General features: G+C 34.6%; 24 protein-coding genes. 4 read left to right on the forward strand and 20 right to left on the reverse strand.

Annotated elements, in window-relative coordinates:
* Window positions 1-11 precede the first annotated feature (11 nt).
* On the forward strand, window positions 12-710 hold the full coding sequence (locus tag K5R64_RS04810; protein ID WP_220761442.1) for a DUF4240 domain-containing protein: 699 nt from the start codon (window positions 12-14) through the stop codon (window positions 708-710).
* Between the two features lie 8 nt (window positions 711-718).
* Here the strand turns inward: K5R64_RS04810 and K5R64_RS04815 are convergent, their stop codons facing one another.
* The 6 genes from K5R64_RS04815 to K5R64_RS04840 all read right to left on the reverse strand — a co-directional run bounded on the left by K5R64_RS04815 (window position 719) and on the right by K5R64_RS04840 (window position 6,220).
* On the reverse strand, window positions 719-1,915 hold the full coding sequence (locus K5R64_RS04815; protein ID WP_220761445.1) for a hypothetical protein: 1,197 nt from the start codon (window positions 1,913-1,915) through the stop codon (window positions 719-721).
* Between the two features lie 10 nt (window positions 1,916-1,925).
* Window positions 1,926-2,759 carry a type 1 glutamine amidotransferase gene (locus K5R64_RS04820; RefSeq protein ID WP_220761446.1) on the reverse strand — a complete coding sequence of 278 codons (834 nt, stop codon included), beginning with the start codon at window positions 2,757-2,759 and terminating at the stop codon, window positions 1,926-1,928.
* Window positions 2,760-2,801: 42 nt separating this feature from the next.
* The gene (locus K5R64_RS04825; protein ID WP_220761447.1) at window positions 2,802-3,908 is read right to left on the reverse strand and encodes a carboxylate-amine ligase; all 1,107 of its coding nucleotides are present in this window, start codon (window positions 3,906-3,908) and stop codon (window positions 2,802-2,804) included.
* Window positions 3,909-3,966: 58 nt separating this feature from the next.
* Window positions 3,967-4,908, reverse strand: a complete 942-nt coding sequence (locus K5R64_RS04830) for a RimK family alpha-L-glutamate ligase (RefSeq protein ID WP_220761448.1) — start codon at window positions 4,906-4,908, stop codon at window positions 3,967-3,969.
* A 37-nt stretch (window positions 4,909-4,945) separates the two neighbouring features.
* Window positions 4,946-5,659 carry an esterase family protein gene (locus K5R64_RS04835; protein ID WP_220761449.1) on the reverse strand — a complete coding sequence of 238 codons (714 nt, stop codon included), beginning with the start codon at window positions 5,657-5,659 and terminating at the stop codon, window positions 4,946-4,948.
* A 156-nt stretch (window positions 5,660-5,815) separates the two neighbouring features.
* Window positions 5,816-6,220 (reverse strand): glyoxalase, encoded by a 405-nt coding sequence (locus K5R64_RS04840; protein ID WP_220761450.1) that lies wholly within the window; start codon window positions 6,218-6,220, stop codon window positions 5,816-5,818.
* Between the two features lie 65 nt (window positions 6,221-6,285).
* Between K5R64_RS04840 and K5R64_RS04845 the strand changes: the two genes are divergently transcribed.
* The gene (locus K5R64_RS04845; RefSeq protein ID WP_220761451.1) at window positions 6,286-6,672 is read left to right on the forward strand and encodes an acyl-CoA thioesterase; all 387 of its coding nucleotides are present in this window, start codon (window positions 6,286-6,288) and stop codon (window positions 6,670-6,672) included.
* Between the two features lie 16 nt (window positions 6,673-6,688).
* Here the strand turns inward: K5R64_RS04845 and K5R64_RS04850 are convergent, their stop codons facing one another.
* The 6 genes from K5R64_RS04850 to arsC all read right to left on the reverse strand — a co-directional run bounded on the left by K5R64_RS04850 (window position 6,689) and on the right by arsC (window position 12,636).
* Window positions 6,689-7,060 (reverse strand): hypothetical protein, encoded by a 372-nt coding sequence (locus K5R64_RS04850; RefSeq protein WP_220761452.1) that lies wholly within the window; start codon window positions 7,058-7,060, stop codon window positions 6,689-6,691.
* Window positions 7,061-7,205: 145 nt separating this feature from the next.
* Complete coding sequence (locus tag K5R64_RS04855) at window positions 7,206-7,706, reverse strand: hypothetical protein (RefSeq protein WP_220761453.1); 501 nt, start codon at window positions 7,704-7,706, stop codon at window positions 7,206-7,208.
* A gap of 86 nt (window positions 7,707-7,792) precedes the next feature.
* A complete protein-coding gene (locus tag K5R64_RS04860) occupies window positions 7,793-8,248 on the reverse strand; it encodes a cytochrome c (protein ID WP_220761455.1) in 456 nt (151 codons plus the stop codon).
* Between the two features lie 11 nt (window positions 8,249-8,259).
* Window positions 8,260-9,375 carry a PQQ-dependent sugar dehydrogenase gene (locus tag K5R64_RS04865; RefSeq protein ID WP_220761457.1) on the reverse strand — a complete coding sequence of 372 codons (1,116 nt, stop codon included), beginning with the start codon at window positions 9,373-9,375 and terminating at the stop codon, window positions 8,260-8,262.
* 316 nt (window positions 9,376-9,691) lie between these two features.
* Window positions 9,692-12,193: an outer membrane beta-barrel family protein gene (locus tag K5R64_RS04870; protein ID WP_220761459.1), complete on the reverse strand. Its 2,502-nt coding sequence runs from the start codon at window positions 12,191-12,193 to the stop codon at window positions 9,692-9,694.
* 86 nt (window positions 12,194-12,279) lie between these two features.
* Window positions 12,280-12,636, reverse strand: a complete 357-nt coding sequence (arsC, locus tag K5R64_RS04875; RefSeq protein ID WP_308443151.1) for an arsenate reductase (glutaredoxin) — start codon at window positions 12,634-12,636, stop codon at window positions 12,280-12,282.
* A 105-nt stretch (window positions 12,637-12,741) separates the two neighbouring features.
* Here arsC and K5R64_RS04880 point away from each other — a divergent pair, with 105 nt between their 5' ends.
* Together K5R64_RS04880 and K5R64_RS04885 are read left to right on the forward strand one after the other, a co-directional pair.
* Window positions 12,742-13,656, forward strand: coding sequence for a CPBP family intramembrane glutamic endopeptidase (locus tag K5R64_RS04880; RefSeq protein ID WP_220761460.1), 915 nt, complete (start codon window positions 12,742-12,744; stop codon window positions 13,654-13,656).
* 26 nt (window positions 13,657-13,682) lie between these two features.
* Window positions 13,683-14,732, forward strand: a complete 1,050-nt coding sequence (locus K5R64_RS04885; RefSeq protein WP_220761462.1) for an AMP-binding protein — start codon at window positions 13,683-13,685, stop codon at window positions 14,730-14,732.
* Between the two features lie 93 nt (window positions 14,733-14,825).
* Here the strand turns inward: K5R64_RS04885 and K5R64_RS04890 are convergent, their stop codons facing one another.
* The 8 genes from K5R64_RS04890 to K5R64_RS04925 form a co-directional block, all read right to left on the reverse strand.
* On the reverse strand, window positions 14,826-15,248 hold the full coding sequence (locus K5R64_RS04890) for a DoxX family protein (protein WP_220761464.1): 423 nt from the start codon (window positions 15,246-15,248) through the stop codon (window positions 14,826-14,828).
* 77 nt (window positions 15,249-15,325) lie between these two features.
* The gene (locus K5R64_RS04895; RefSeq protein WP_220761466.1) at window positions 15,326-16,954 is read right to left on the reverse strand and encodes an acyl-CoA carboxylase subunit beta; all 1,629 of its coding nucleotides are present in this window, start codon (window positions 16,952-16,954) and stop codon (window positions 15,326-15,328) included.
* 93 nt (window positions 16,955-17,047) lie between these two features.
* On the reverse strand, window positions 17,048-17,788 hold the full coding sequence (locus K5R64_RS04900) for an acyl-[acyl-carrier-protein] thioesterase (RefSeq protein ID WP_220761468.1): 741 nt from the start codon (window positions 17,786-17,788) through the stop codon (window positions 17,048-17,050).
* 63 nt (window positions 17,789-17,851) lie between these two features.
* Window positions 17,852-18,769, reverse strand: a complete 918-nt coding sequence (miaA, locus tag K5R64_RS04905; protein WP_220761470.1) for a tRNA (adenosine(37)-N6)-dimethylallyltransferase MiaA — start codon at window positions 18,767-18,769, stop codon at window positions 17,852-17,854.
* Between the two features lie 156 nt (window positions 18,770-18,925).
* Complete coding sequence (locus tag K5R64_RS04910) at window positions 18,926-19,759, reverse strand: ion transporter (protein WP_220761472.1); 834 nt, start codon at window positions 19,757-19,759, stop codon at window positions 18,926-18,928.
* Between the two features lie 3 nt (window positions 19,760-19,762).
* On the reverse strand, window positions 19,763-21,124 hold the full coding sequence (locus K5R64_RS04915) for an exonuclease domain-containing protein (protein WP_220761474.1): 1,362 nt from the start codon (window positions 21,122-21,124) through the stop codon (window positions 19,763-19,765).
* A 78-nt stretch (window positions 21,125-21,202) separates the two neighbouring features.
* Complete coding sequence (locus K5R64_RS04920) at window positions 21,203-21,868, reverse strand: YggS family pyridoxal phosphate-dependent enzyme (protein ID WP_220761477.1); 666 nt, start codon at window positions 21,866-21,868, stop codon at window positions 21,203-21,205.
* A gap of 206 nt (window positions 21,869-22,074) precedes the next feature.
* On the reverse strand, window positions 22,075-22,962 hold the full coding sequence (locus K5R64_RS04925; protein ID WP_220761479.1) for a 3-hydroxyacyl-CoA dehydrogenase family protein: 888 nt from the start codon (window positions 22,960-22,962) through the stop codon (window positions 22,075-22,077).
* Window positions 22,963-23,034: the final 72 nt, after the last annotated feature.

Consider the following 23,034-nt stretch of genomic DNA (forward strand, 5'->3'; position numbering starts at 1 on the left):
TCACACGGTTTATGAAAAAAACAATTTTACTTCTTTCGAGCTTTTTGATAGTTAGTACAGCAACTTTGGCACAAAATACTGCTAAGGCTAAAGAGGTTTTGCCTAAAAAGACAGAAGTAATGGAAACGGCACCAGAAGTTGTTTTTGATTCGATACATTTTCAAAAATCAGCCGAAATGCTGGACGAAACAATCTATTGGGAACTAATAGACAAAACAGTCAAAGCAAATTTGAGTCAGGAAGATCAGGAGCTTTTTTTAACAAATGAGTTAGAAAAATTATCTCCAAAAGAAATTATTGGTTTTAGACTCCGAACAGACAAATTATTATTTGATTCTTATACTTCTGATTTGTGGTGTGCCGCTTACATTATGAATGGAGGGACTACTGATGGTGGTTTTGATTATTTTAGGTGTTGGATTATTTCTAAAGGAAAAGAAGCATATTATAATGCGTTAGCAAACCCTGATAGCTTGATTAATTTGGTAAAAGATGGGCAAAATGCCTATGAGTTTGAAGGATTTTGGTTTGTAGCCATGAATGCTTTTTTAAATAAAACCGATCATGAAATTTATAACTTTATTGATTACGATACTTTTGTAACCAATGACGAACATTATCCTTTGTTAACATTTAATTGGAATGTGGACGAACCCAAAACAATGAGCAAAATTTGTCCTGTTTTGTTCCAAAAATTATGGAAGAACTAAAAGTCAGTTTAGGTTTCATTTTCAAATAGGCCAATAGTACCACCTACCCAATCTTTGTCTTGATTGTATTTTACCCCAATCATTTCGCCACGACTTAATCGTACTAAATTGCATAGTATTTTAGGAGACTCCTCTTTATTATTCCAAGTGCATAACATCCTGATTTCGACTTTAATCTTGTCATCAGGGGCCTGAAGGATAGGGAGGTAGCTTACTTTTTTCTGTAAAATATATAATTCCTTGTCGGCAATCGCTTCGATATCTTCTCGTTTTACATGATATACAACCCCAGAACCAGAGAAGGAAAAAAGGGGTTTTAGGACATAATTTTCTAAATCCTGGGGAATAGACTTTAATTCGCTTAATAAGGTTGTTTCGATAAAATATTTTCCTTTAAGCATGGGAAGAATAAATTTACTAATTCTAAAAAACCAATTGGGATGTCCTGCCCATTCTACATCAAGTTTATCCGTAAAACTAAAATTTAGGTGTAAGTCGGGACGTAAATCTAGTTCATCAAATATAACACGATTGTAAATTCGTTTGATTAATATTGCTTCTCCATTCTCATTGAGATAAAACAATTGGTTGCCTTTTTTGATTACTTCGGTAACACAAACAATGTTGATTCCTAGATCTCTTTTGCAATAATAAAAATCAATTTTGGTGTTTTGCTTTTCAGGTTCTATTTCGAGTAAAACAACATTTTCCTTAGGATGATGCTGGCAAATCACTTGAGTCAAATTTGCTAAATACTCCTCATTCGTCATCGGTTTTATAAATGGTGATAACGATTTCAGAAAGGGATAATGCGTTTTGAATTTTTCAAATAAATTGTTCTGATAATTAAATAGTGATGGAAAACCTTGTACTTCAATTAATTTTGGAATAACCACTCCATTTTCTTCACAAATGCCAAAATCGATAGCTATAAAATGGGTGTGGTTGTCTTCGTTAGGTACTTTTTTATTTAACTCTAGGGCTTTGTTTGTTAATTCTTTAAAGTCTTTTCTTTGTATAAAAGCGATAACTTCATTGCATCCTTCAATTAATTGTGATTTTAATTCATTGGATATAAAAAAAGGTGTTTCACCAATTCTAAAAGTTGGGGCATAATCAAAATCTGAAGCAATATCCTCTTTAAATTGTTCGTATTTTTCTGTTGAAAATTGGCTGTTGAATAATTCCCTGTATTTAGTAATCATAGAAAAAAGATTAATTAGACATGATTTTTTTGGTCATAATCAAGTCGTTTATAGCAATTCGAAGAAAATTAGGAATCAAAGTTTCATTTGTTTTATAAATTTTATCATCATCCAACAAGTCCTCTAGCATGTTTCGGAATTTTCTTTTTCCTTTCATTTTTCTGATTTTGTCTTTAGCTTCTTTATCTCTTAAATTTGAAATAAAACTAATAGGGTCGGCCTCGGGATGAAATTGTGTGCCTACAAAATAATCGGTAAATCGCACCGCCATAATGGCTCTTTCATACTGTACTTTGTCTCGTATTTTTTCAAGAGAAAGTATTTTGGCCCCTTTGTTTCTAAAAACGGTAAGTTTTGGTTGTATAACTTGATAGTCTCTGGAATCAATAGCATAAAAAGGGTCATCCAAACCTTCAAAAATAGGATCGGTTTGTCCATCAGCAGTTTTATGTATGGTCATCACTCCAAAAGAAGTATCTTTTCGTTTGGTAATTTCAGCAAGTCCAAAATGCTTACAAGCCATTTGAAAGGAATGACAAATAAAAAGAACATGTTTTTTTATTTTATTTTCTAGATTCCATCTTGTTAATTCATTGATAAAATGATAGTATTTTATTTCCCAATTTCCGTTTCCTTCTAATGGATTTCCGGGGCCACCAGTTGAAATGTAGATATCGTATTTTTCAATTTCAGGTAACTCACATTTTGCCCTAACATCAAAAATGTCAAATTTTATTAAAGGAGAAAAACGATTTACAATCTCAATAATACATCTCATACCTTGATTAGGTTGACCATCATACATATCTAAAATGGCCAGTCTGATTGATTTCTTATTGTTCATTTTGTGGTATTTAAAATAAAATGCAAATATACGGTATAATTTTTAGAGCCCTTTTTTGAACTGAGTTGTTATGTAATCCACCACTTTTTTTAAATCCTGAGTTTCTTCATAAACGGCAATTTGTTGTGCTGCTCCAGTTCCGTTTTTTAAGATTTCATGAACGTAATTAATGTGTTGTCTGCTGTCCAATTCGTCCACTACATCATCGATAAAATCCAATAATTCATGAATTAAAATTCGGGTTTCCACTTCTTTTTGCAAACCAAAATCAATCATTTTACCTTCAATACCATATCGAGCAGCTCTAAACTTGTTTTCTTTAATTAACGCTAAACGGTACACATTGAAGCTCATATTACTTTGATTCATGCGATATAATTTAGCCACAATGGCTTGAATTACAGCTACAATACACATGGTTTCTTGTACGGTCAAACTCATGTCGCAGATGCGAAATTCAATGGTATCATAAAAAGGATGCAAACGCAAATCCCACCAGATTTTTTTGGGATTATCGATGCAATTGGTTTTGACTAAGGTTTCTAAAAAATTATCATAAGAAGCTAAGCATTCAAAATATTCAGGTAAACCGGTTCTAGGAAATTTGTCGAATACTTTGGTGCGATAGGATTTATAACCTGTTTGTCTTCCTTCCCAAAAAGGGGAATTAGTAGATAATGCAAATATATGGGGTAAAAAATAACAGGCTTGATTCATTAACTGCAAACCAATTTCTCTATTTTCAATTCCTACATGGCAATGCATTCCAAAAATTAAATTGGAACGTGCTGCGTCTTGTAACTCATTGATAATGTTATGGTATCTAGGATCGTCTGTGATGGGCTGGTCTTGCCATTTGGCAAATGGGTGAGTACCTGCACCTCCAACTATTAAATTTTGGTTATCGGCTAATTCGACAATTTTGGAACGCAAAAACTTAATTTCCTTTTCGGCATCATGTATGTTTTTACAAATATTGGTTCCTACTTCCACCACAGATTGATGCATTTCAGCTTTTACCTGTTCTTGTAGTAAGGTTTTGGCACCATCCACAATTTTGGACAAATGAGAACGTAAATCTCTAGTTTCAGGATCTATGATTTGGTATTCTTCTTCGATACCGAGTGTAAAAACAGGAAGTTTTTTCATTGTATGCCTACCTAATTAATAAAACATAATCTCGTAATTCTAACTTGCAATATAAAACTTATTGTGCTGCTTTTTTGATGAAGCTACCCCAAGTTAGGTTAATTTTTCCAGCTTTTTGTTTTTTTGCTACAGCAATTGCCATTTTTGCAGCTTCCTCTACTACCCATTCAAAATTTTCGGCACCTACCGAACTCAATTCGGCATCAGGAGCGGGGTTACCAAAGTCAATAGCGTAGGGAATACCATCGCGAACGGCAAATTCTACGGTATTGAAATCATATCCTAATCCCTTACAAAGTCGGATGGTATAATCTTTTATAGTGGCTAATAATTTTTTATCGGTTGGAGGTCCGTCCTGTACATATCTGAGATGATGTGGATTTCGAGGTTCATACGGCATGATTCGTACTGCTTTACAACCTAAACAATACACTCTAAAGTATTGCGTAAATACAATTTCTTCTTGTAGCATCATTACCAACTGTCCTGTTTCTTGATGTTTTTTCCAAAATTCTTCTTTGTTTTCAATGCGGTAAACATTTTTCCATCCACCACCAGCATACGGTTTCATATATGCAGGAAATTGTACGTAGTCGAAAATACCTTCCCAGTCCAAGGGATATTTAAGATTTCGAAAAGAATTTGAAGTTGTATCATCAGGATGTTTTACTGAAGGGAGTAATACAGTTCGAGGTAGGGGAACACCTAGAGTATCTGCAAGGGCATTGTTGAAAAATTTGTCGTCTGCACTCCACCAAAACGGATTGTTAATGACATTTGTGCCTGTCAACGCAGCATTTTTCAACGCGGCACGGTAGAATGGAACGTCTTGTGAAATACGGTCTATAATCACGGCGTATTCACCTCCTTTGTTTTGCATAACTTTGTCTATTGTAACTGCTTCAGCAAGGATTCCCTTTTCGTTTTTTGAGTTGACTCTGTCAATAAATGCTTGAGGGAAAGTGTTTTCCATTCCAAATAAAATACCTATTTTTTTCATAAGTGTTTTTGACTTAAAAGTTTATTTGAGTTTAGATTTAATGAAAGTGAATACGTGACAAATAATGAGGAAACATTTCTTGCCATACCGGCCAATCGTGTTCACGATTGGGACGAATATCAAGCCAATGGGGAATGTTTTTGTTTTTTAAAATAGCACTTAGTTTGAGGTTGGCATCAAAACAGATATCCCAATTAGAAGTCCCTAAGGCAACATCCATATTCCACAATTCATAATCTTGCAACCCGTGTAAGTAATCTTCGGGATTATTGTAAAAAACAGTGTCATTATAAAAACCATCCATAAAACTTTTGATGTTGAAAGCACCTCCCATCGCAAATAAATGGCTTACATAACCGGGATGTTTAAAGGCAAAATTGGCAGCATGATAACCACCAAAACTACAGCCAGCGACAACCACTTTTCCTGAAGGAGTATTGTTTTTAACTTTTTCGACAATTTCATGACAAATCATTTTGTCATACCATACATGATTAGTTATCCGATGGTAAGGATGAATGGTTTTATTATAAAAGCTTTCTCTATCGATGCTATCAGGACAAAAGATTTGTATCAATCCTTCTTCAACATACCATCTGGCTGATTCAATTAGTCCTTTGTCTTTATTTTCATAAAAACTGCCCATTGATGTTGGAAATAAAATAACCGGCTTCCCCGAATGTCCAAAAACTAACATTTCTATATCCCTGCTCAAATGAGGTGAAAACCATTTATAATAAGCTTCTTTCATGTCTTTTGTTTTAACAAGTATAGGGAAAAAACAAAAAACAAAAATCAATTTTTCTTTAACTTTTTAAGGCTTCATGAATAAAAATAAAACTCATTATGAAATAGTTAAGAAAGATACTTTGAGATTGAAATAAACGTTATTAATGAGATTTTTGAGTTAAGAAACTGGAGCGTTTTCAAAAAGTTGTACTTGGCTTTTTAGTCTTTCGATGAGCATATTCATCATGCGTTTGTTTAAACTCGACGAATTTTTGATGTAAGTTTCATATTCTTCAACGGTGAATAAAGCGATAACCATCCCTTTTAGTGCATTTCTAAACTTGATGTCTTTTTGAATGGCATTTTCGATAGTGAATAATTTTTTCTCTACTGATTGCGTATAAAAGTCACTTTTATACTTTGAAATGTAATTGTGAAAGGAAGCCACGAATAAATCATTTTGTAGCTTTAAAATAGGGCGTAATACTTGATTTTGGAATATTTCATCCGAAGAGGAAACAGTGCTAATAGTTCCTATAGACTCACCTCTAAACTCCTGCAAAAATTGATCTCTTTGGCTCATTTTTTATTTAAAAATAGCTAAAAAAACTTTATGAAAGACTATTTTAGCGTTATTAAATTTATAATATGCGATTTCATACTAGAAAATGGGTTAAACCCGAAGATTTAAATCCTAATGGAACTTTGTTTGGTGGACAATTACTGGCTTGGATTGATGAGGAGCTGGCTTTATATTCTATCATTCAATTAGAAAACCCAAGGGTGGTCACAAAGACAATGTCAGAGATAAATTTTAGAACTTCGGCAAGACAAGGAGATATTGTAGAAATAGGTATTGATGTTGTTAAATTTGGGACTACATCAATTACACTAAAATGTGAAGTACGCAATATGATGACGCGAGAAACCATAATAACAATTGATGCTACAACAATGGTCAATTTAGGTGCTGATGGAAAACCTAAGCCTCACGGAAAAACAAAAATAGAATTTGTGAAGGATAGATTGATGTAGGAAAAAGATTTTTTGATTACTCTAAAGCGGTAATGAATTTTTTAGATTTTTCAATCTCATGGATTTTTCGGTACACTTCGATACTGGTTTGGGAAATTTTAGCAATTGGATATTTTTTAAACAGCAAATCAAAATAAGTTTTTGCCTTCTCTAAATCGTTCACTTTGTAATAATAGTGACCTAAATAATCAAACATTTCAAGTGATTCATATCCTTTGGCTATAATTCTTTCGTACGTTTTGGGCACATCTACTGAAGCGTATTTTTTAGAAGTAAGGCTATCTGTTTTTACGCACTGAGCATAACCACTAGAGAAACCTAGTAGTAAAAAAAGCAAAAGTGAAAAAAGGGATAAGTTTATTTTTGCTTCAGATTGTTTTCTTTTCATAATTATAGCCAAGTATTTGATAAAAGGGGATTCTAAAGTACGTTAATGTGTTTATTTTACAAAAAATTAACGCAATATTAGCAATATTGTAATGTTTTTTGTTGGTTCAGTGTTTTTTTTCTTACGATTTGAAAGGGATGAAAATTTAATCATCGTCCTCATTTTCATCATTTAAAAAATCATCAAAATTAAAATCTTCATCAAATGTGAGGTCATTACTAGGACGAAGGGCATGAGGTGGATTAAATAATTCCCATTCATCCCAAATGTAGTTGGTAGTATCAAAATTTTGAATCCATTCGACAAATAATATACGAAATGCCTCAATTTCTTTTCGGATTAAATCTACATATTCGATATCTTTAAAGGTTTCATGAAATCGAAGACTGCCTACTTGCACATTCAAATGCATGGCGTGTTCTCTTATTATGGCAGCATTTTGCATTCTAATACTGTAAAGATTACCACCCTCCGCGCCAGCAATTTTGGCTGGAATAATCATGGCATCCACACGCATAAACTCTTTGGTGTCTTGTAAATAGTCATCATTTTCAGGGATAGAGGTAATAAGACTTTCTACCAATTGATAAATGAGTTTTGCTTTAATATAGATGGGAAGGGTTTCGTATTTGTTGGAATGAGACATTTTATTCGGGTTGATTCGGGCTAGTTTGTTTAGGTGTTATGTAAGTAAACGCAATAATTTAAAATTATTGTATGCTCTAGGTATTATTAGGGTTTAATTTGTGCCACTTCTTCAGGGGTAACCATTTTGGTTTGTTTGTTACTCCATGAATTCATAACATAATTCATAACATCGGCAATTTCATCATCACTCAAGCCCATCGGAGGCATGGTATTCGTGTATTTTTTTTGATTGACAACGATAGGGCCATTCTGTCCAAATTTGACAGCATGCAGGCTTTCTGTTCTTTTTTTGATAAGCCAATCAGAGCCATCTAGTGGCGGGATATTAGCCCCATCGCCTTTGCCGGTGGCAAGATGACATTGGATACAAAAATCCATGTAAATATCTTTGCCTCGACCAATGCTTTCTTCCAACGGATTTTTTTTGGGTTGAGAGCGTTTGATTTCGCTATATTCGGTTGGAGCTGTTGTTTGAAAGGCGGGCAATGAAAGGACAAAACCCAAAAAGCTGAATAGAAGAATATTGATACTGTTTGACATACGAAATAGGTTTAATTAGGGATGATTTTTAAAATTCCTTTGCCTTCAACACTTATGTAAATGAATCCGTCAGGACCTTCGATTACATTTCGTAAACGGCCGATATTAGTAGCTATTTTTTGCCTGCCTATGATGTTTTTGCCATTTAATTTGACAAGTTCTAAGTATTGGAATTTTAAAGACCCCACAAGTAGGTGGCCTTTCCAATCAGGGTATTTTGAACTTGTTACAAATGTCATTCCACAGGGAGCAATAGAAGGAGTCCACTGGTAAATTGGGGCTTCCATTCCTGGTTTCATTTGTTCGTTACTAATGATAGAATTGTCATAATTGATTCCGTACGTGATGACTGGCCACCCGTAATTGGCTCCTTTTTTAATGATATTGATTTCGTCCCCTCCTTGAGGTCCGTGTTCGTGTTCCCAAATATCACCTGTAATAGGGTGTTTGGCCATACCTTGCGGATTTCTTACACCATAGCAATAAATAGCTTCTTTGGTATTGCTTTGTCCTACAAAGGGGTTGTCAGTAGGAATACGACCGTCATCATGTAGTCGGTATATTTTTCCATTATCACGACTGATGTCTTGTGGATTGACAAAATGTTCGCCACGTTCGCCAGCAGAAAAATACAAATACCCTTGATTATCAAAAACAATTCGGGAACCAAAATGTTGTGATTTGGTGGTGTTTGGCGAACATTTGTATAAGGTTTCTATTTGTGTAAGCGCATCTTTTTCTAGCTTGGCTCTTATTAACTTTGTGTTTCCTCCAGTCCCTTCTCCTTCTGGAGATGCATAAGTAATGTAAATCCAGCCATTTTGTGAATAGTTGGGATGTAAAGCGATGTCCAATAGGCCACCTTGCCCGCGATTGTAAACAGGAGGAACATTGAGAATTTCTTTTTTTATCTTGTTATGAATATGGTAAAGTTTACCACTTTTTTCGGTGACAAGAAGTGCACCATCTGGTAAAAATGTCATTCCCCATGGAATGGAAATGCCTTCAGCTATGGGATCAAAGGTATAAGTAACCATTTCTTCTTTGAGTGGAATTTCGTCAGGTTTGTTTTGAGCCTGGCAGTTCATCAGCAATAACGAAAAAAAAATAATGGTGATTTTTTTCATAATAAATCGTATCTAAGTTTTATTTTTAAAGATACTAAAAGAACCTTGAAAATGAAATTATTAGGCTGTTAAGATTTGGTGCGTAACGGCATGTAAATATTTTACGAAAATAGAATCGCTTTTAAATTATTTGAAAAAGGTTTTTTTAATAAATAAAAGAAGGGTTTATAAAGTGAATCAAGTCTTTGTTCGCTTTATAAACCCCTCGATTTTTTCTATTAATTGAGTGTCTTTTAGAAAATATATGCAATTAAATAGTTCGTTCCTTTATTTTAAATTCCTTAAAAACAACAGGATGATTTAGGAAAAACTACTTTTAGCCAGGAAAGTCCCCATCGCCATTTTCATTGTTTTGTTGTCTCTTTTCTTTTTCATTTTCCCCTTTTTTCTTGTTGAAACGGTAGGTAAAAGAAAGGTTGACTTGTCTTTGTCTGAATTGTAATTCAGAATAAGAACTGATTTCACCAGGGATGAATGTTTCAAATCTTCGTTTGCCTGAATTAAAAATATCACTTACCGTGAGTGAAATTGTGGCTTTTTCTTTTAGTACATCTTTGCTTAATGCAATACTTGCAAGTGAGGTACTTAAATATTTCCCTTGAGGACTGTTTCTAGGGCTGAAATACATAAAGTTAGTTTGCCAATCTATTTTATATGGTAAAGTTACTTTTGAAGTAACACGTGTAAACCATCCTAAAGCACTACGGTCAAAATTTTCGTTCACCTCTACATCATTAATGTCTCTATAGGTGTAGTCTCCTGTGGTAATACTTTTAAATAAATTTAAATTGTTACTAAGTTTCCACCATTTAAAAGGAGAGTAATTTAAGTTAAATTCAAATCCATAACGATCTTCTTTAGCTAAGTTGATTGGTGTTGTCAGGATAACTGGTGTTTCTTTGATTTCTCCATCTACTTCGGTTTCTACAATATCACCATTTGGTCTTCTAATAAATTGAAAAACGGAGGTACTTCTATTATAATAAACAGAAGAAGTTAGAGTCGCTTTGCCAATTTTGGTCAAAATACTCATTTCATATACATCTGTAAAAGAAGGGTTTAAATCTGGGTTCCCTTGGAAGATATTAACATTACTGGAATAGTTCGAGAAAGGGTTAATGTATCGTGAACTAGGGCGATTGATTCTTTTACTATAATTAAGTGAAAGACTGGTCTCATCTGAGATTTCATAAGTAAGATAAGCACTTGGGAAAAAGTTATCGTATTTTTTGTTGTTAAAATTATTGTCGGATAACAGGTTGATGTCAATATTAGAACTTTCGTAGCGAACCCCTAATAAATAGGAAAACTTATTGATTTTAGAACCATATTGTGTATAAAATGCATTGATGTATTCTTTGTATTCTAATACATTGCTATAATTTGGATTTGATGTAAAACTTCCGTCAGTTTCTACATTACCTATGTCGTAACTGGTAGTAAGTACTTTAAATTGTCCTTTGTATCCTGCTTCAAATTGACTGTTTTCTCCTAATGGTAGCACATAATCAGCTTGAAGGATATTTGTAATATCTTCTCTATCACTATCCGTATATTCTTGTGTAAGAGTAGTTGGTTGGTTGACGATTTGGTCAGAGATTATCGCTTTATCAATATCTTTATTGTTAGAAGTAGAGAAATCTAAAATAAATTGGTGTCCATCAGTTTCAAATTTTTTAGTAAATGTGGTACTGTACTGAAAATCTTCGTCAACAGAGTTTTGATTATTGAAACGATTACGGATGTAGAATTTATCCTCTTCATAGTTAAATAAATCTACATTTTCCGGATTGTATCCTTTTTGATATCTGTATCTAAAAGCATTAGTCCAGGTGATGGAAGGGGTAATAAACAAATCCATTCCAATGGTTGTGTTGTATCCATCTCTATTGCGTTCTCTCTTGTTTTTTTCATTGATTGCTTTATTAAGAGAGTTATCTGCATTTAGATAATTGGTATTGGTGGTAGTATTTCCCGGTGTATTACTGTCGTTATATCCAACAGTGGTGAATATATTATAAAGATTTGTCTTGTAGTTGATATTGGCATTAAAATCTAGGTTTTTTGGGTCACCAATAGTAGCTACTACTGAGCCGTTAATCCCATTGTTTTTTCCTTTTTTTAATACAATATTAATAATACCAGCACCACCTTCGGCATCATATCTAGCCGATGGATTGGTAATTACTTCTACCTTGTCTAAAGCATCTGAGGAGATGGTGCGTAATGCGTCATTAATATTGGTAGCATTAGAAGGTCTTCCATCAATAAGGATTCTTACGTTTTCATTACCTCTTAAACTTACCGTTCCGTCTGTGTCCACTGCTACCGATGGAACATTATTTAATACATCACTTGCTGTTCCACCTTTAACCGTCATGTCTTGGCCTACGTTATAGATTTTTTTGTCTAAACGTATTTCTACAGATGATTTTTCATTTACAATCACTACTTCTTTTAGTTGTGCTGCATCTTCTTCGAGTGAAAAGGTACCTAATGAACTGCTTTTTTGTAAAGAGCGTTGTTTGATTTCAATGGGTTTGAATGAAATAAATTCCATTTTGATGTTGTAAACCCCTGGATTTATTTCAATTGTAAAGCTACCTTTGCCATCGGTGATACCACCTGTAAGTGGTTTTAAGGTTTTAGGATTGATAAAGGTGATGGTCGCATACTCAAGCGGTTGTTTGGTGGATTTTTCAAGGATAGTACCCGAAATTTTAATTTTTTCTCTTGATGTGGGTTGGTCTTGAGCGTAACTATGTAATAGACTAAAAAACAGACTAAGTGTTACTAGATGCTTTAGTAATTGTTGCATTATGATTTTTTTTGATTTAAATATTTAAGGTATAGAATGCCAAAACTAGTAAATGGTTTAAAATGCGATGGTAATTAATTGAACTTTTATGATTTATTTGTAATAAAAGATTCAAGTTTATCAAATTCCCTGCCAATTATAGCTTTGTTTTCAGAAATTACAATAGGTCTTTCAATAAGAATCGGGTGAGCTACCAGAATTTTTATAAGTTCTTCATCACTAAGGGATTTGTTTTTGTAATTTTCTATCCAAATCTTTTCTTTTTGTCGAATAATTTGAAGAGGTGTAAGGTTTAATTTTTCCAAAAGAACTTTCAGTTCCTCTTCAGTAGGTGGCGTTTCAAGATATTTAATAATTTCATAATTAAGGTTGTTATCGTCCATGAAGGCTAAACAATTTCTTGATTTTCCGCATCTTGGGTTGTGGTATATTTGTATCATCATGTTTTTTTACGAGTCGAGTTAAAATTTTATAAGATATAATTGCTAAAATAGTTGCTAAAATACCATTTGATATTATATCTTAGTGCTAAATAAATTGTAAATTACATGTTTGTTGAGCAAGGTGTCACATCAGGAAATAAATTTTGGAAATATATCATTGGTTCCTTACTGCTAATTGCGATTTCATTTTTAGGACAAATTCCCTTATTATTGGGAATATTTTACCACGTTTTTTTTAATAAGGCTACGTATCCAACGACAAATAAAGAATTAATGCATTTTTTTGATGCTAATGTGATTTTGTTACTGATTTTACTGCCTTCAGTTTTAGCACTTTTTGGTTTTTTTTACATCATACGCCGTTGGCACCAACAAAGCATTCGTTCAATAACAACTTCCCGAAAAAAAATAGATAGCAAAAGAATTTTATTTTCGTTTAGCATTTGGTCTGTATTTATTGCTCTAACGACTTTAGGAGATTATATTTTAAATCCGAACCAATTTGTTTTCAATTTTAATCCTACGGCATTCATTATTTTAGTAATAGTTGGAGGCTGTTTAATCCCTTTTCAAACCAGTCTTGAGGAATATGTTTTTAGAGGGTACTTGATGCAAGGTTTTGCAAATTTGGCTAAGAATAAATGGTTTCCTCTTTTGATGACGTCTGTTTTATTTGGGTTGATGCATTTTTTTAATCCAGAAGTTTCAAAAATGGGAAATATTATTTTTGTTTATTACATTGGGACAGGATTGTTTTTGGGTATTATTACCTTGATGGATGAAGGAATGGAGTTGGCTCTAGGGTTCCATGCTGCTAACAATTTGGTAAGCGCTTTGTTAGTGACAACCGATTGGTCGGCTTTTCAAACGAATTCCATTTTAAAAGATATTTCAATTCCAGAAGCAGGATTTGATATTATTTTGCCTGTGTTTGTAATATACCCGATGCTTTTATTTATCTTTAGTCGTAAATACCAATGGATAAATTGGAAAGAAAAATTAACTGGAATAATACACTAACTACATAATAAACACAACTAACAACAATGAGAAATGTTACTTATAAAAACGTTCACAATCGCTTTCGATTAAATGGAGTTTATTTAAGCAAAGAAGATTTAATTCATGTTTCCTATTCTTTGGTCAAAGAAGGAGATGAATTCGAAAAGTCAATTGGGGATTTTTTGCTGGATTGGTTTGATGATAAACCTTATATCGATTTGCAAACATCAGGAACCACAGGCGTGCCAAAAGTACTTCGAACAGTGAAACAAACCATGGTCAATTCGGCTTTGGCTACGGGAGATTTTTTCGAACTAAAACCAGGAGATAAGGCATTGTATTGTTTGCCTACACGATTTATTGCGGGTAAAATGATGCTGGTGCGCAGTTTTATTCTAGGGCTAGATATCGATTTTGTCGCACCTACTTCCAATCCATTGGAACGCAACGAAACGGTCTATGATTTTGCAGCAATGGTTCCTTTACAGGCTAAAAATTCGATTCCTGAATTAAGAAATGTTAAGAAATTAATTATTGGGGGTGCGCAAATGAGTAAAGAGCTAGAAAAAAGTTTGTTGAAAATTAATACTAAAGTTTATGAAACTTATGGTATGACTGAAACGATGACTCATATTGCCGCCAAAAAGATAGGGGAGAAGGCTTTTACAGTTCTGCCTAGAATTAAAATTTCGCAAAATGACCAAAAATGCTTGGTAATTGATGCGCCAAGAGTTGCCAAAGAGCCTATTGTTACAAATGATATCGTCGAAGTTTTAAATGAAAAACAATTTATTTTCTTAGGGCGTATTGATAATGTAGTCAACAGTGGAGGTATTAAGATGCTTCCTGAGCAGATTGAAGAAAAATTGTCAAATGCTATTAGTGAAAAGTTTTTTGTAGGTGGAATTCCAGATGATTTATTGGGTGAAAAATTAGTTTTAGTAGTTGAAGGGCCTGAAAGAGATATTGATGAATCGATTTTTGATGTTTTGGATAAATATGAAAAACCAAAGAAAATATTCTTTGTAGATAAATTTTCAGAAACTGATAATGGAAAAATTAAGCGCAAAGAAATTTTAGCAACTTTGCAATAACCAAAGTTATATTAAATAAACGAGCCTATTGATTTCTTAATAGGCTCGTTTTTTTTCGTTCATACACGAAATGTAATAGAATTTTGATTTCTTTTATTGTTGCATTTTAAAATAATAATCGGCTGAATTTTTTCCGCTTCCGTAAAACATAAAGAAGATGCATACCGCTAAGGTTAACACAGCTATAAGTAAGTTTTGAGATGGCATATCTCCCATAATATTTACGATAACAGCACCTAGGAGTATGGGAAGTTGTGCTGTTATTGCCCATCGGGTGAGTAATCCAAATACAATCATAATCCCCCCAATCATGTGAGCAGGAGCGATATAATGGACTAAGAACATTCCGCCTCCAATTTTATCTATTGGCGAAATTAAATCAACTAAATATTGAATATTGGTAATGAATTCGACTCCTTTCATGAATAAAAACACTCCCAGAGCAATTCTAACTAAATCTATAGATAAATAAGTGTGCGCATTTGCCCATTTATTCAAGCTTTTAACGTTGTTCATAAGGCTATAGTTTTATTGGGTTAATACACTAAGGTAGTGATTTTTAAAACAATAGCAAAAGGAATGCATCGGAAATTTTAAACTTGAATAACGCCTAAATTGAATTGTTTATCAATGGGAGCATGATTTGCTGCTTCAATTCCCATCGAAATCCAAGTTCGGGTATCTAGCGGGTCTATTATGGCGTCTGTCCATAAACGCGCCGCGGCATAGTAAGGCGATACTTGCTCGTCGTACTTGGCTTTGATTTTGGTAAAGAGTTCGTTTTCCTTAGCCTCATCAATGGTTTCTCCTTTGGCTTTTAGTGCCGAAGCTTCAATTTGTGCCAAAACCTTAGCGGCTTGTGTGCCTCCCATTACAGCTAATTCAGCACTTGGCCAAGCAAAAATCAATCTTGGATCGAATGCTTTACCACACATGGCATAATTTCCTGCTCCATAGGAATTTCCTATTACCACGGTAAATTTGGGCACTACGGAATTACTAACAGCATTCACCATCTTGGCTCCATCTTTAATGATTCCACCTTGTTCTGATTTGGAGCCAACCATAAATCCTGTGACATCTTGAAGGAAAACTAATGGGATTTTCTTTTGGTTGCAATTGGCTATAAAACGTGTGGCTTTATCGGCGCTATCGGAGTAAATGACACCGCCAAACTGCATTTCACCTTTTTTAGTTTTGACTACTTTACGTTGGTTCGCTACAATACCTACAGCCCAACCATCGATACGTGCATACCCTGTAAGGATGGTTTGTCCATAGCCGTCTTTGTACGCTTCAAATTCAGAATTATCAACTAAACGGTGGATGATTTCCATCATGTCATATTGTTCGTTACGGGCTTTAGGCAAAATGCCGTACATTTCCTTTTCGTCAAGTTTAGGTTTTTCTGATTTGATTCGGTTGAATCCAGCAGGAGTATAATCTCCTAATTTGTCGATAATGTTTTTGATTTTATCAAGTGCGTCTTTATCGTCTTTGGCTTTATAATCAGTTACACCTGAGATTTCGCAATGTGTAGTGGCACCACCTAAAGTTTCGTTGTCAATCGTTTCACCAATAGCCGCTTTGACTAAATAACTACCCGCTAAGAATATACTACCCGTTTTGTCCACAATGATGGCTTCATCACTCATAATAGGTAAGTAAGCACCTCCAGCAACACAACTTCCCATAATGGCTGCAATTTGTGTTATCCCTTTGCTGCTCATGATAGCATTGTTTCTGAAAATTCGACCAAAATGTTCTTTGTCAGGAAATATTTCATCTTGTAGCGGCAAATAGACCCCAGCACTATCAACCAAATAGATAATAGGCAAGTTGTTTTCGATTGCTATTTCTTGTGCTCTTAGATTTTTTTTACCAGTGATGGGGAACCAAGCACCAGCTTTTACAGTGGCATCGTTTGCAACCACGATACATTGTTTGCCTTGAATGTATCCTATTTTTACGACCACACCTCCAGAGGGACAACCTCCATGCTCTGCATACATGCCTTCTCCCGTAAAAGCTCCAATCTCAATATTTTTAGCGTCTTTATCTAGTAAATAATCGATACGTTCCCGAGCAGTCATTTTGCCCTCATTGTGAAGTTTTTGGATGCGTTTTTCACCACCACCTAATTTAACTTGGGCAAATTTGTGCCTTAATTGAGAAACTAATAATTTATTGTGATCTTCGTTTTTATTGAAGTTTAAATCCATGGGAGTTAGGGTTTACTTTTGTTTGGGCTAAATTACAAAAACCAATGAAAATTTAATAAAAGATTTCCATTGGTATTTCCTTTTTTGAGTTGCTTAAACTAAGTTCAATTGCAGTGCAAAACAATTTTTATCTTCTTTGGTTATACTAAAAACAATTGCTTCGTCGGTGATGTATTCATGAATGGCTACTTGGTCTCGTAAAGAAAGCTCTTTCATGAAGTTCATTTCGAAACTTTTAATTTTTTGTTTCAAAATAATGTTTTCATCAACTACATCCATACACCATTCTAAGTACTTGACATGATTCACATGGTTGACAATATCCAAGTCAGAAAGAATTACGGTTTTGCCAAATACCTCTTCTTTTTCAGGATTAATGTTGATTTTGGAAAAACTTTCATGTGTGGCTTTTTGATGTGGGAATAACTGAAAATGCTCGTGGTTTAAAGCCAAAGGTTCAGGACGGCGTTTTTCAGTGTTAAATACAGCCCAAAAAGTTTCGCAACCGATTATCTTTTTTCCATTGCGATAAATTTCGAGTGCCCTTACCGAACGGGAATTTTCAAGAGTGTTAATCCAGGTTTTTACTGTAACAGTATCTTTCCATTGTGGTAGCGAATCGATTTCTACCCGCATACGGCTTAAAACCCACGCTTGGTTGAATTCTTGCATATCGCTGAAACTGATGCCTCCTAAATCAGCGTGAGTTGCCGCAGTAAGCTGGAGAATATTGCACAATTCGGTATATTTTAAACAACCTGAAGGGAGGCATTGTGTAAAATTGATTTCGAATTCTTTAAGCAGTACGGAAGTAAAATTAGGGGCTATTGGCATTTGTTAGGTATTGTATTTAAAAGTTTTGCTAATATAAATGCAAAATATGAAAATTAGAATAAATTACAACTGGCTCTGAATATAATCAACGATCGTAGGAAGAGGTGTTTGAAAGTCAAACCACTTTGTGTTTTCCTCTCGTTTGAACCAAGTGAGTTGGCGTTTGGCAAAACGGCGGGTATTTTTCTTGATTTCTTCGATAGCAAAATCCAATGTAACTTCTTTATCAAAGTATTGAAATAGTTCTCTATAACCTACAGTTTGCAAAGCATTTAAGTTTTTGTGAGGATAAAGATTTTTAGCTTCTGCAACTAATCCTTCTTGAATCATAATATCCACTCGTTGATTGATGCGTTGGTACATTATGGAACGTTCAGCTTCTAGTCCGATGAGGATAGGAGTGAAGGATCTGTTGCTTTTTTTGAGGTTCAAAAAAGAAGAATAGGGTTGTCCTGTGCCGATACAAACTTCTATAAAACGCATCATACGTTGTGGGTTGAGAAGTGTTTGTGGATTTTCGGATGTGAGTTTTTTATAATAATTGGAATCTAATTTTTGCAATTGTTCTTGTAAGTAGCCAATGCCTAGTTTTTCATAGGATGTAGTGATTGAGGAACGAATACTAGGATCAATGTCGGGAAAGCTGTCAAATCCTTTTAGTACAGCATTCACATATAAACCTGAACCACCTACAAGAACTACATAATCATTGGATTGAAAAAGAGTATCAATGAGTGCAATAGCTTCTTTTTCATAATCGCCTACAGTGTAGTTCTCAAAAATAGTTTTATTTTGAATGAAATGATGTGGTGCTGCGGCTAATTCCTCTGGATGGGGTACGGCGGTTCCTATGGCCATTTCTTTATAAAACTGACGGCTATCGCAAGAAACAATCTCGCATTGGAAATGATTAGCTAATTGAATACTCAAAGCTGTTTTGCCTATTGCTGTGGGACCGATGATGGTAATTAAATATTTCATGACGTTTTGTAGCCCAGATAGAAACGAAAACCCCGGACGGTTGCAAGTTAGTATTTCTTGTTGTAAAAGAGCGACTTTAGGAGCTCCTTTTACGACTTAGAAATACAATTTGCAAGCGGAGGAGTTGTAGTGAATAGCTGGAAAGAGCTCCTTATTTTATTTGTTAAGACTATGACCGCAGTTGTGACAAAAACGAGCATTTTTGGGGTAATCGTCTGTACCACAACCTGGACAAGGGGTTTCAGGGTGCGGAATGGTTTTTTGATGTGATTTGGCAATTTCAGCAGTTACAATTCCTGTAGGAACCGCAATGATGCCATAACCCAAAATCATGACCAAAGACGCAATGAATTGGCCTAATGGGGTGACGGGTGAAATATCGCCGTATCCAACTGTGGTGAGGGTTACAATGGTCCAGTAAATCCCAGCGGGTATGCTGGTGAAACCACTTTGTTCACCTTCGACAACATACATTATTGAGCCAATCAAAATAGTGATAATTAATACAAAATAGATAAAAACGACAATTTTACCTTTACTCGCGTTAATGGCTTGTTTTAGTTGGACGGATTGGCTATGAAATTGGGGATGATTAACAATTTTGAACAAACGTAAAAGTCGTAACGAACGGACAACAGTAAATACATTAGACCCCACAAAAATAAATGTAAGGTACATGGGTAAAATAGCCAGAAAGTCGATTATGCCATAGAAACTAAAAATATACTTCCAAGGTCTGTTGATACTGAGGATGCGAAGGGCATACTCTATAGTAAAAAAAACAGTGATTATCCATTCTAAAAAAACGAGTTCAAAATGGTATTTGAAATTGAAATTGGCTACGGTTTCTAGCATCACTAATAATACACTAAGTAAAATTAAGCCAAGTAAAACCAAATCAAAAATGCGACCAGCCTTAGTACTTGTCCCATAGATGATGATATAAGTATGCTGTTTGAAGCGTTCGTATTTTGATTTGATATGCTGCATAAATTAGAATTTGATGATTTTATGCCCTTTGTTTTTTTTGAGATAAGATTGGATAATGTGTTTGGTATCTCTGTAATTGGACATTGGGATTAAGATGTTTTTAAGAATCTCGGGATTGTTGATCTGGTAATTCAAATCATAAAAAGCATATCCTTTTAATTGTCCGTTTTCGATTAATAATGCCGAGCGTTCGCTAATGGTGCGGCCTCGATCAATAATAATCATGTTCACCGTATCAAAATTGTTTTTGTCAATGAATTTTTTGACGCGAAGGTTGTACTCCTCGGTTGAGATAACTCCAATGCAAGCGCCATCACATTCTTTAATCTTATGCTTGAAACAAGCAGACTTAGTTAAGTATAAACCAGTAAGTTTCTGGCACAATTGATAATCATCGGTGATGCGAAAGAGAGCATTTTTACCATTGATTTCATTGTTGTACGAAGTGATTTCTTTTTTACGTCCGTCTGTTTTTTGTAATTTTAAGTTGAGGTACCCATTATGGTCTTTTTCAGCGTAAATGGACCAAGGCAAGTTGTGCTTTTGGGGAATTCGGTTGTGAATAGGACGGTTGATTTTGATGGCTTCAGCTTCTTTTAAAAAAGAAATTAATTCAGTGCCAGTTTCTTCATAAGTCACCTCAAAAACATCTTTTTGAATTTTTTTAGCAGTTTTGGTGATGCCTGTGAAAATTTGATTTACTCTTTTTTTGATGTTCCTACTTTTGCCAATATGGATGATAGTACCCGCTTGATTATGGATGTAAAAAACACCTGTTTTAGAAGGTAATTTGTTGATGATGTCTTGGAGTTTCGGAGAAATGCCTTTTTCTATTTCAAGTTTGATAAAATCTTTGACGATTGTTTTTTCGACATCTTTTTCTAACAGCATTTTGAATAATTTGACTGTTGCCAACGCATCTCCGCTAGCGCGATGTCTATCAGTTACAGGGATGCCTAAGGCTCTAACTAATTTGCCTAAACTGTATGAGGCTTGTTCTGGAATTAGTTTTTTGGCTAAATCGACAGTACAAATGGTGTGTGATTGAAAATCATATCCTAAACGACGAAACTCGGTGCGTAGGATACGGTAGTCAAAACTGGCATTATGAGCCACAATAACACAATCAGAAGTTATTTCTATAATTCGTTTTGCAATTTCGTAAAATTTAGGAGCCGAACGCAACATAGCATTGTTAATACCAGTGAGCTGTATAACAAAAGGCTGAATAGGAATTTCGGGATTGACTAAACTGATGAACTGATCTGTAATTTCGTGCCCATCAAATTTGTAGATAGCAATTTCTGTAATTCCTTCTTCGTTGAATTGCCCTCCAGTAGTTTCTATGTCTAGTATTGCGTACAAATTAGTATTCGGTTTTCAGTTTATAAGTGTTCAGATTTAATTTGAAATCAAAAATCGTTAATTAATAATCCTCAATGATTATCTCCCCCCAAATATACTACTTCCAATTCGAACCATGGTACTTCCGCATTCAATAGCTAACGGATAATCACCAGACATCCCCATCGAAAGAACATTCAGTTGGCAGTTCACGGAATCCAGTGCGTTGATTTTGTCGAAAATCGTTTTCAGGAGAGTGAATTCTTTTTTGATTTGGTCTTGATTGTCTGTGAAGGTCGCCATTCCCATCAGTCCTACAATTCGAACGTTTTTCATTCCCTCTTTGTTATTCTGAACGAAATGAAGAATCTCATCCAATTCATTTTCATCCAAACCAAATTTTGTTTCTTCCTCGGCGATGTGGAGTTGTAGTAAACAATCAATTGTTCGGTTGTTTTTGATGGCTTGTTTGTTGATTTCCTTCAAAAGTTTCAAGCTGTCCACACCATGAATCAAATTCACAAACGGAGCCATGTATTTGACTTTATTTGTTTGCACATGCCCTATCATGTGCCATTTAATGTCTTTGGGCATTTGTTCCCATTTGTCAACCATCTCTTGAATTTTGTTTTCACCAAAAATGCGTTGCCCGGCATTATAAGCTTCCATTAAATCTGAAACGGGCTTGGTTTTTGAAACCGCAACTAATGTTACTTCATGAGGTAAGTTGGCTTGTATGTTTTGAAGATTTTGTGCAATTGACATATGAAAAAGGGCTTTATTTATTTTATTTAATTCAATTTTTAATACATACAAGGCATGTCTTTATATGTATTTTTAGCTAGTTCGCTCATTTTTAATTTTATATTGTTGTCGTTAAACTACTACACTCAGAATTTATGCTTACTTCAGCCTAACAAAATAACCTCAATTTAAAAGTAAATTGGCGAATGTAAGGGTGCCATTTGTGTTTAAACAAACTGCTTGGCTACTTTTTCGGCTTTTTTATGTTCTTTGTAATCATAAAATCCTTCACCAGATTTTACACCTAGTTTGCCTTCTTTCACCATTTGAATTAATAATGAATTGGGAGCGTATTTGGGGTTTTTGAAACCATCGTACAAAACATTCATAATAGACAAACAGACATCGAGTCCAATGTGATCCGCTAATTGTAAGGGACCCATTGGGTGGTTCATACCGAGTTTCATAATGGTGTCGATTTCGATAACACCTCCAATATTTGTCTGTAGTGTTTCGATAGCTTCATTAATCATCGGCATTAGGATTCGATTGGCTACAAAGCCGGGAGCATCATGTACTACGACAGCAGTTTTTGACAATTTTTTGGCTAGTGCAACGGTGATTGTGACCACTTCCTCGCTGGTTTTTTTTCCTTTAATAATTTCGACCAAAGGCATAAGAGGTACAGGATTCATAAAATGCATTCCAATTACTCTTTCAGGATGTACCACTTCGTTTGCTATTTCTGTAATCGAAATAGAAGAGGTATTGGAGGCAAAAATGGTGTTGTGCGCACAAAAATCATTTAGCTGTTTAAAGATTGTTCGCTTCAAATCTAAATTTTCGGTAGCTGCTTCAATCACAAAATCGGCTCCTGTCACCCCGTCTTTAAGGTCAGTGTAGGTTATAATATTGGTGATGGTTTTAGCAAATAAATCAGGAGTAATAGTGCCTTTGGAAACCATTCGGTTTAGGTTGTTGGCTATGGTGTTCATAGCATTGTCTAATGTTTTTTCAGAAACATCAATTAGTTTGACTACCAATCCGTGCTGTGCAAAAACATGTGCAATTCCGTTGCCCATTGTTCCAGCTCCAATAACTGCTACTGTTTTCATTTGTTTTTATGTTTAAAGTTAAGGTTTCAAGCTTCAAGTTCGTTCTGAAAACGTTACACTTGAAACTTGAAA

It is taken from the genome of Flavobacterium sp. UMI-01 (assembly GCF_019656315.1).
Lineage (GTDB): Bacteria > Bacteroidota > Bacteroidia > Flavobacteriales > Flavobacteriaceae > Flavobacterium.

Bases quoted from the DNA above. Each gene is read 5' to 3' on its own strand.
- K5R64_RS04880 (WP_220761460.1), top strand. From the start codon at position 12,742: ATGTTTGTTGAGCAAGGTGTCACATCAGGAAATAAATTTTGGAAATAT.
- K5R64_RS04840 (WP_220761450.1), bottom strand. From the start codon at position 6,220: ATGAGCCAAAGAGATCAATTTTTGCAGGAGTTTAGAGGTGAGTCTATA.
- K5R64_RS04885 (WP_220761462.1), top strand. From the start codon at position 13,683: ATGAGAAATGTTACTTATAAAAACGTTCACAATCGCTTTCGATTAAAT.
- K5R64_RS04810 (WP_220761442.1), top strand. From the start codon at position 12: ATGAAAAAAACAATTTTACTTCTTTCGAGCTTTTTGATAGTTAGTACA.
- K5R64_RS04925 (WP_220761479.1), bottom strand. From the start codon at position 22,962: ATGAAAACAGTAGCAGTTATTGGAGCTGGAACAATGGGCAACGGAATT.
- K5R64_RS04900 (WP_220761468.1), bottom strand. From the start codon at position 17,788: ATGCCAATAGCCCCTAATTTTACTTCCGTACTGCTTAAAGAATTCGAA.
- K5R64_RS04815 (WP_220761445.1), bottom strand. From the start codon at position 1,915: ATGATTACTAAATACAGGGAATTATTCAACAGCCAATTTTCAACAGAA.
- K5R64_RS04870 (WP_220761459.1), bottom strand. From the start codon at position 12,193: ATGCAACAATTACTAAAGCATCTAGTAACACTTAGTCTGTTTTTTAGT.
- K5R64_RS04910 (WP_220761472.1), bottom strand. From the start codon at position 19,759: ATGCAGCATATCAAATCAAAATACGAACGCTTCAAACAGCATACTTAT.
- miaA (WP_220761470.1), bottom strand. From the start codon at position 18,769: ATGAAATATTTAATTACCATCATCGGTCCCACAGCAATAGGCAAAACA.
- K5R64_RS04860 (WP_220761455.1), bottom strand. From the start codon at position 8,248: ATGTCAAACAGTATCAATATTCTTCTATTCAGCTTTTTGGGTTTTGTC.
- K5R64_RS04845 (WP_220761451.1), top strand. From the start codon at position 6,286: ATGCGATTTCATACTAGAAAATGGGTTAAACCCGAAGATTTAAATCCT.
- K5R64_RS04825 (WP_220761447.1), bottom strand. From the start codon at position 3,908: ATGAAAAAACTTCCTGTTTTTACACTCGGTATCGAAGAAGAATACCAA.
- K5R64_RS04830 (WP_220761448.1), bottom strand. From the start codon at position 4,908: ATGAAAAAAATAGGTATTTTATTTGGAATGGAAAACACTTTCCCTCAA.
- K5R64_RS04835 (WP_220761449.1), bottom strand. From the start codon at position 5,659: ATGAAAGAAGCTTATTATAAATGGTTTTCACCTCATTTGAGCAGGGAT.
- K5R64_RS04865 (WP_220761457.1), bottom strand. From the start codon at position 9,375: ATGAAAAAAATCACCATTATTTTTTTTTCGTTATTGCTGATGAACTGC.
- arsC (WP_308443151.1), bottom strand. From the start codon at position 12,636: ATGATGATACAAATATACCACAACCCAAGATGCGGAAAATCAAGAAAT.
- K5R64_RS04855 (WP_220761453.1), bottom strand. From the start codon at position 7,706: ATGTCTCATTCCAACAAATACGAAACCCTTCCCATCTATATTAAAGCA.
- K5R64_RS04890 (WP_220761464.1), bottom strand. From the start codon at position 15,248: ATGAACAACGTTAAAAGCTTGAATAAATGGGCAAATGCGCACACTTAT.
- K5R64_RS04895 (WP_220761466.1), bottom strand. From the start codon at position 16,954: ATGGATTTAAACTTCAATAAAAACGAAGATCACAATAAATTATTAGTT.
- K5R64_RS04920 (WP_220761477.1), bottom strand. From the start codon at position 21,868: ATGTCAATTGCACAAAATCTTCAAAACATACAAGCCAACTTACCTCAT.
- K5R64_RS04820 (WP_220761446.1), bottom strand. From the start codon at position 2,759: ATGAACAATAAGAAATCAATCAGACTGGCCATTTTAGATATGTATGAT.
- K5R64_RS04850 (WP_220761452.1), bottom strand. From the start codon at position 7,060: ATGAAAAGAAAACAATCTGAAGCAAAAATAAACTTATCCCTTTTTTCA.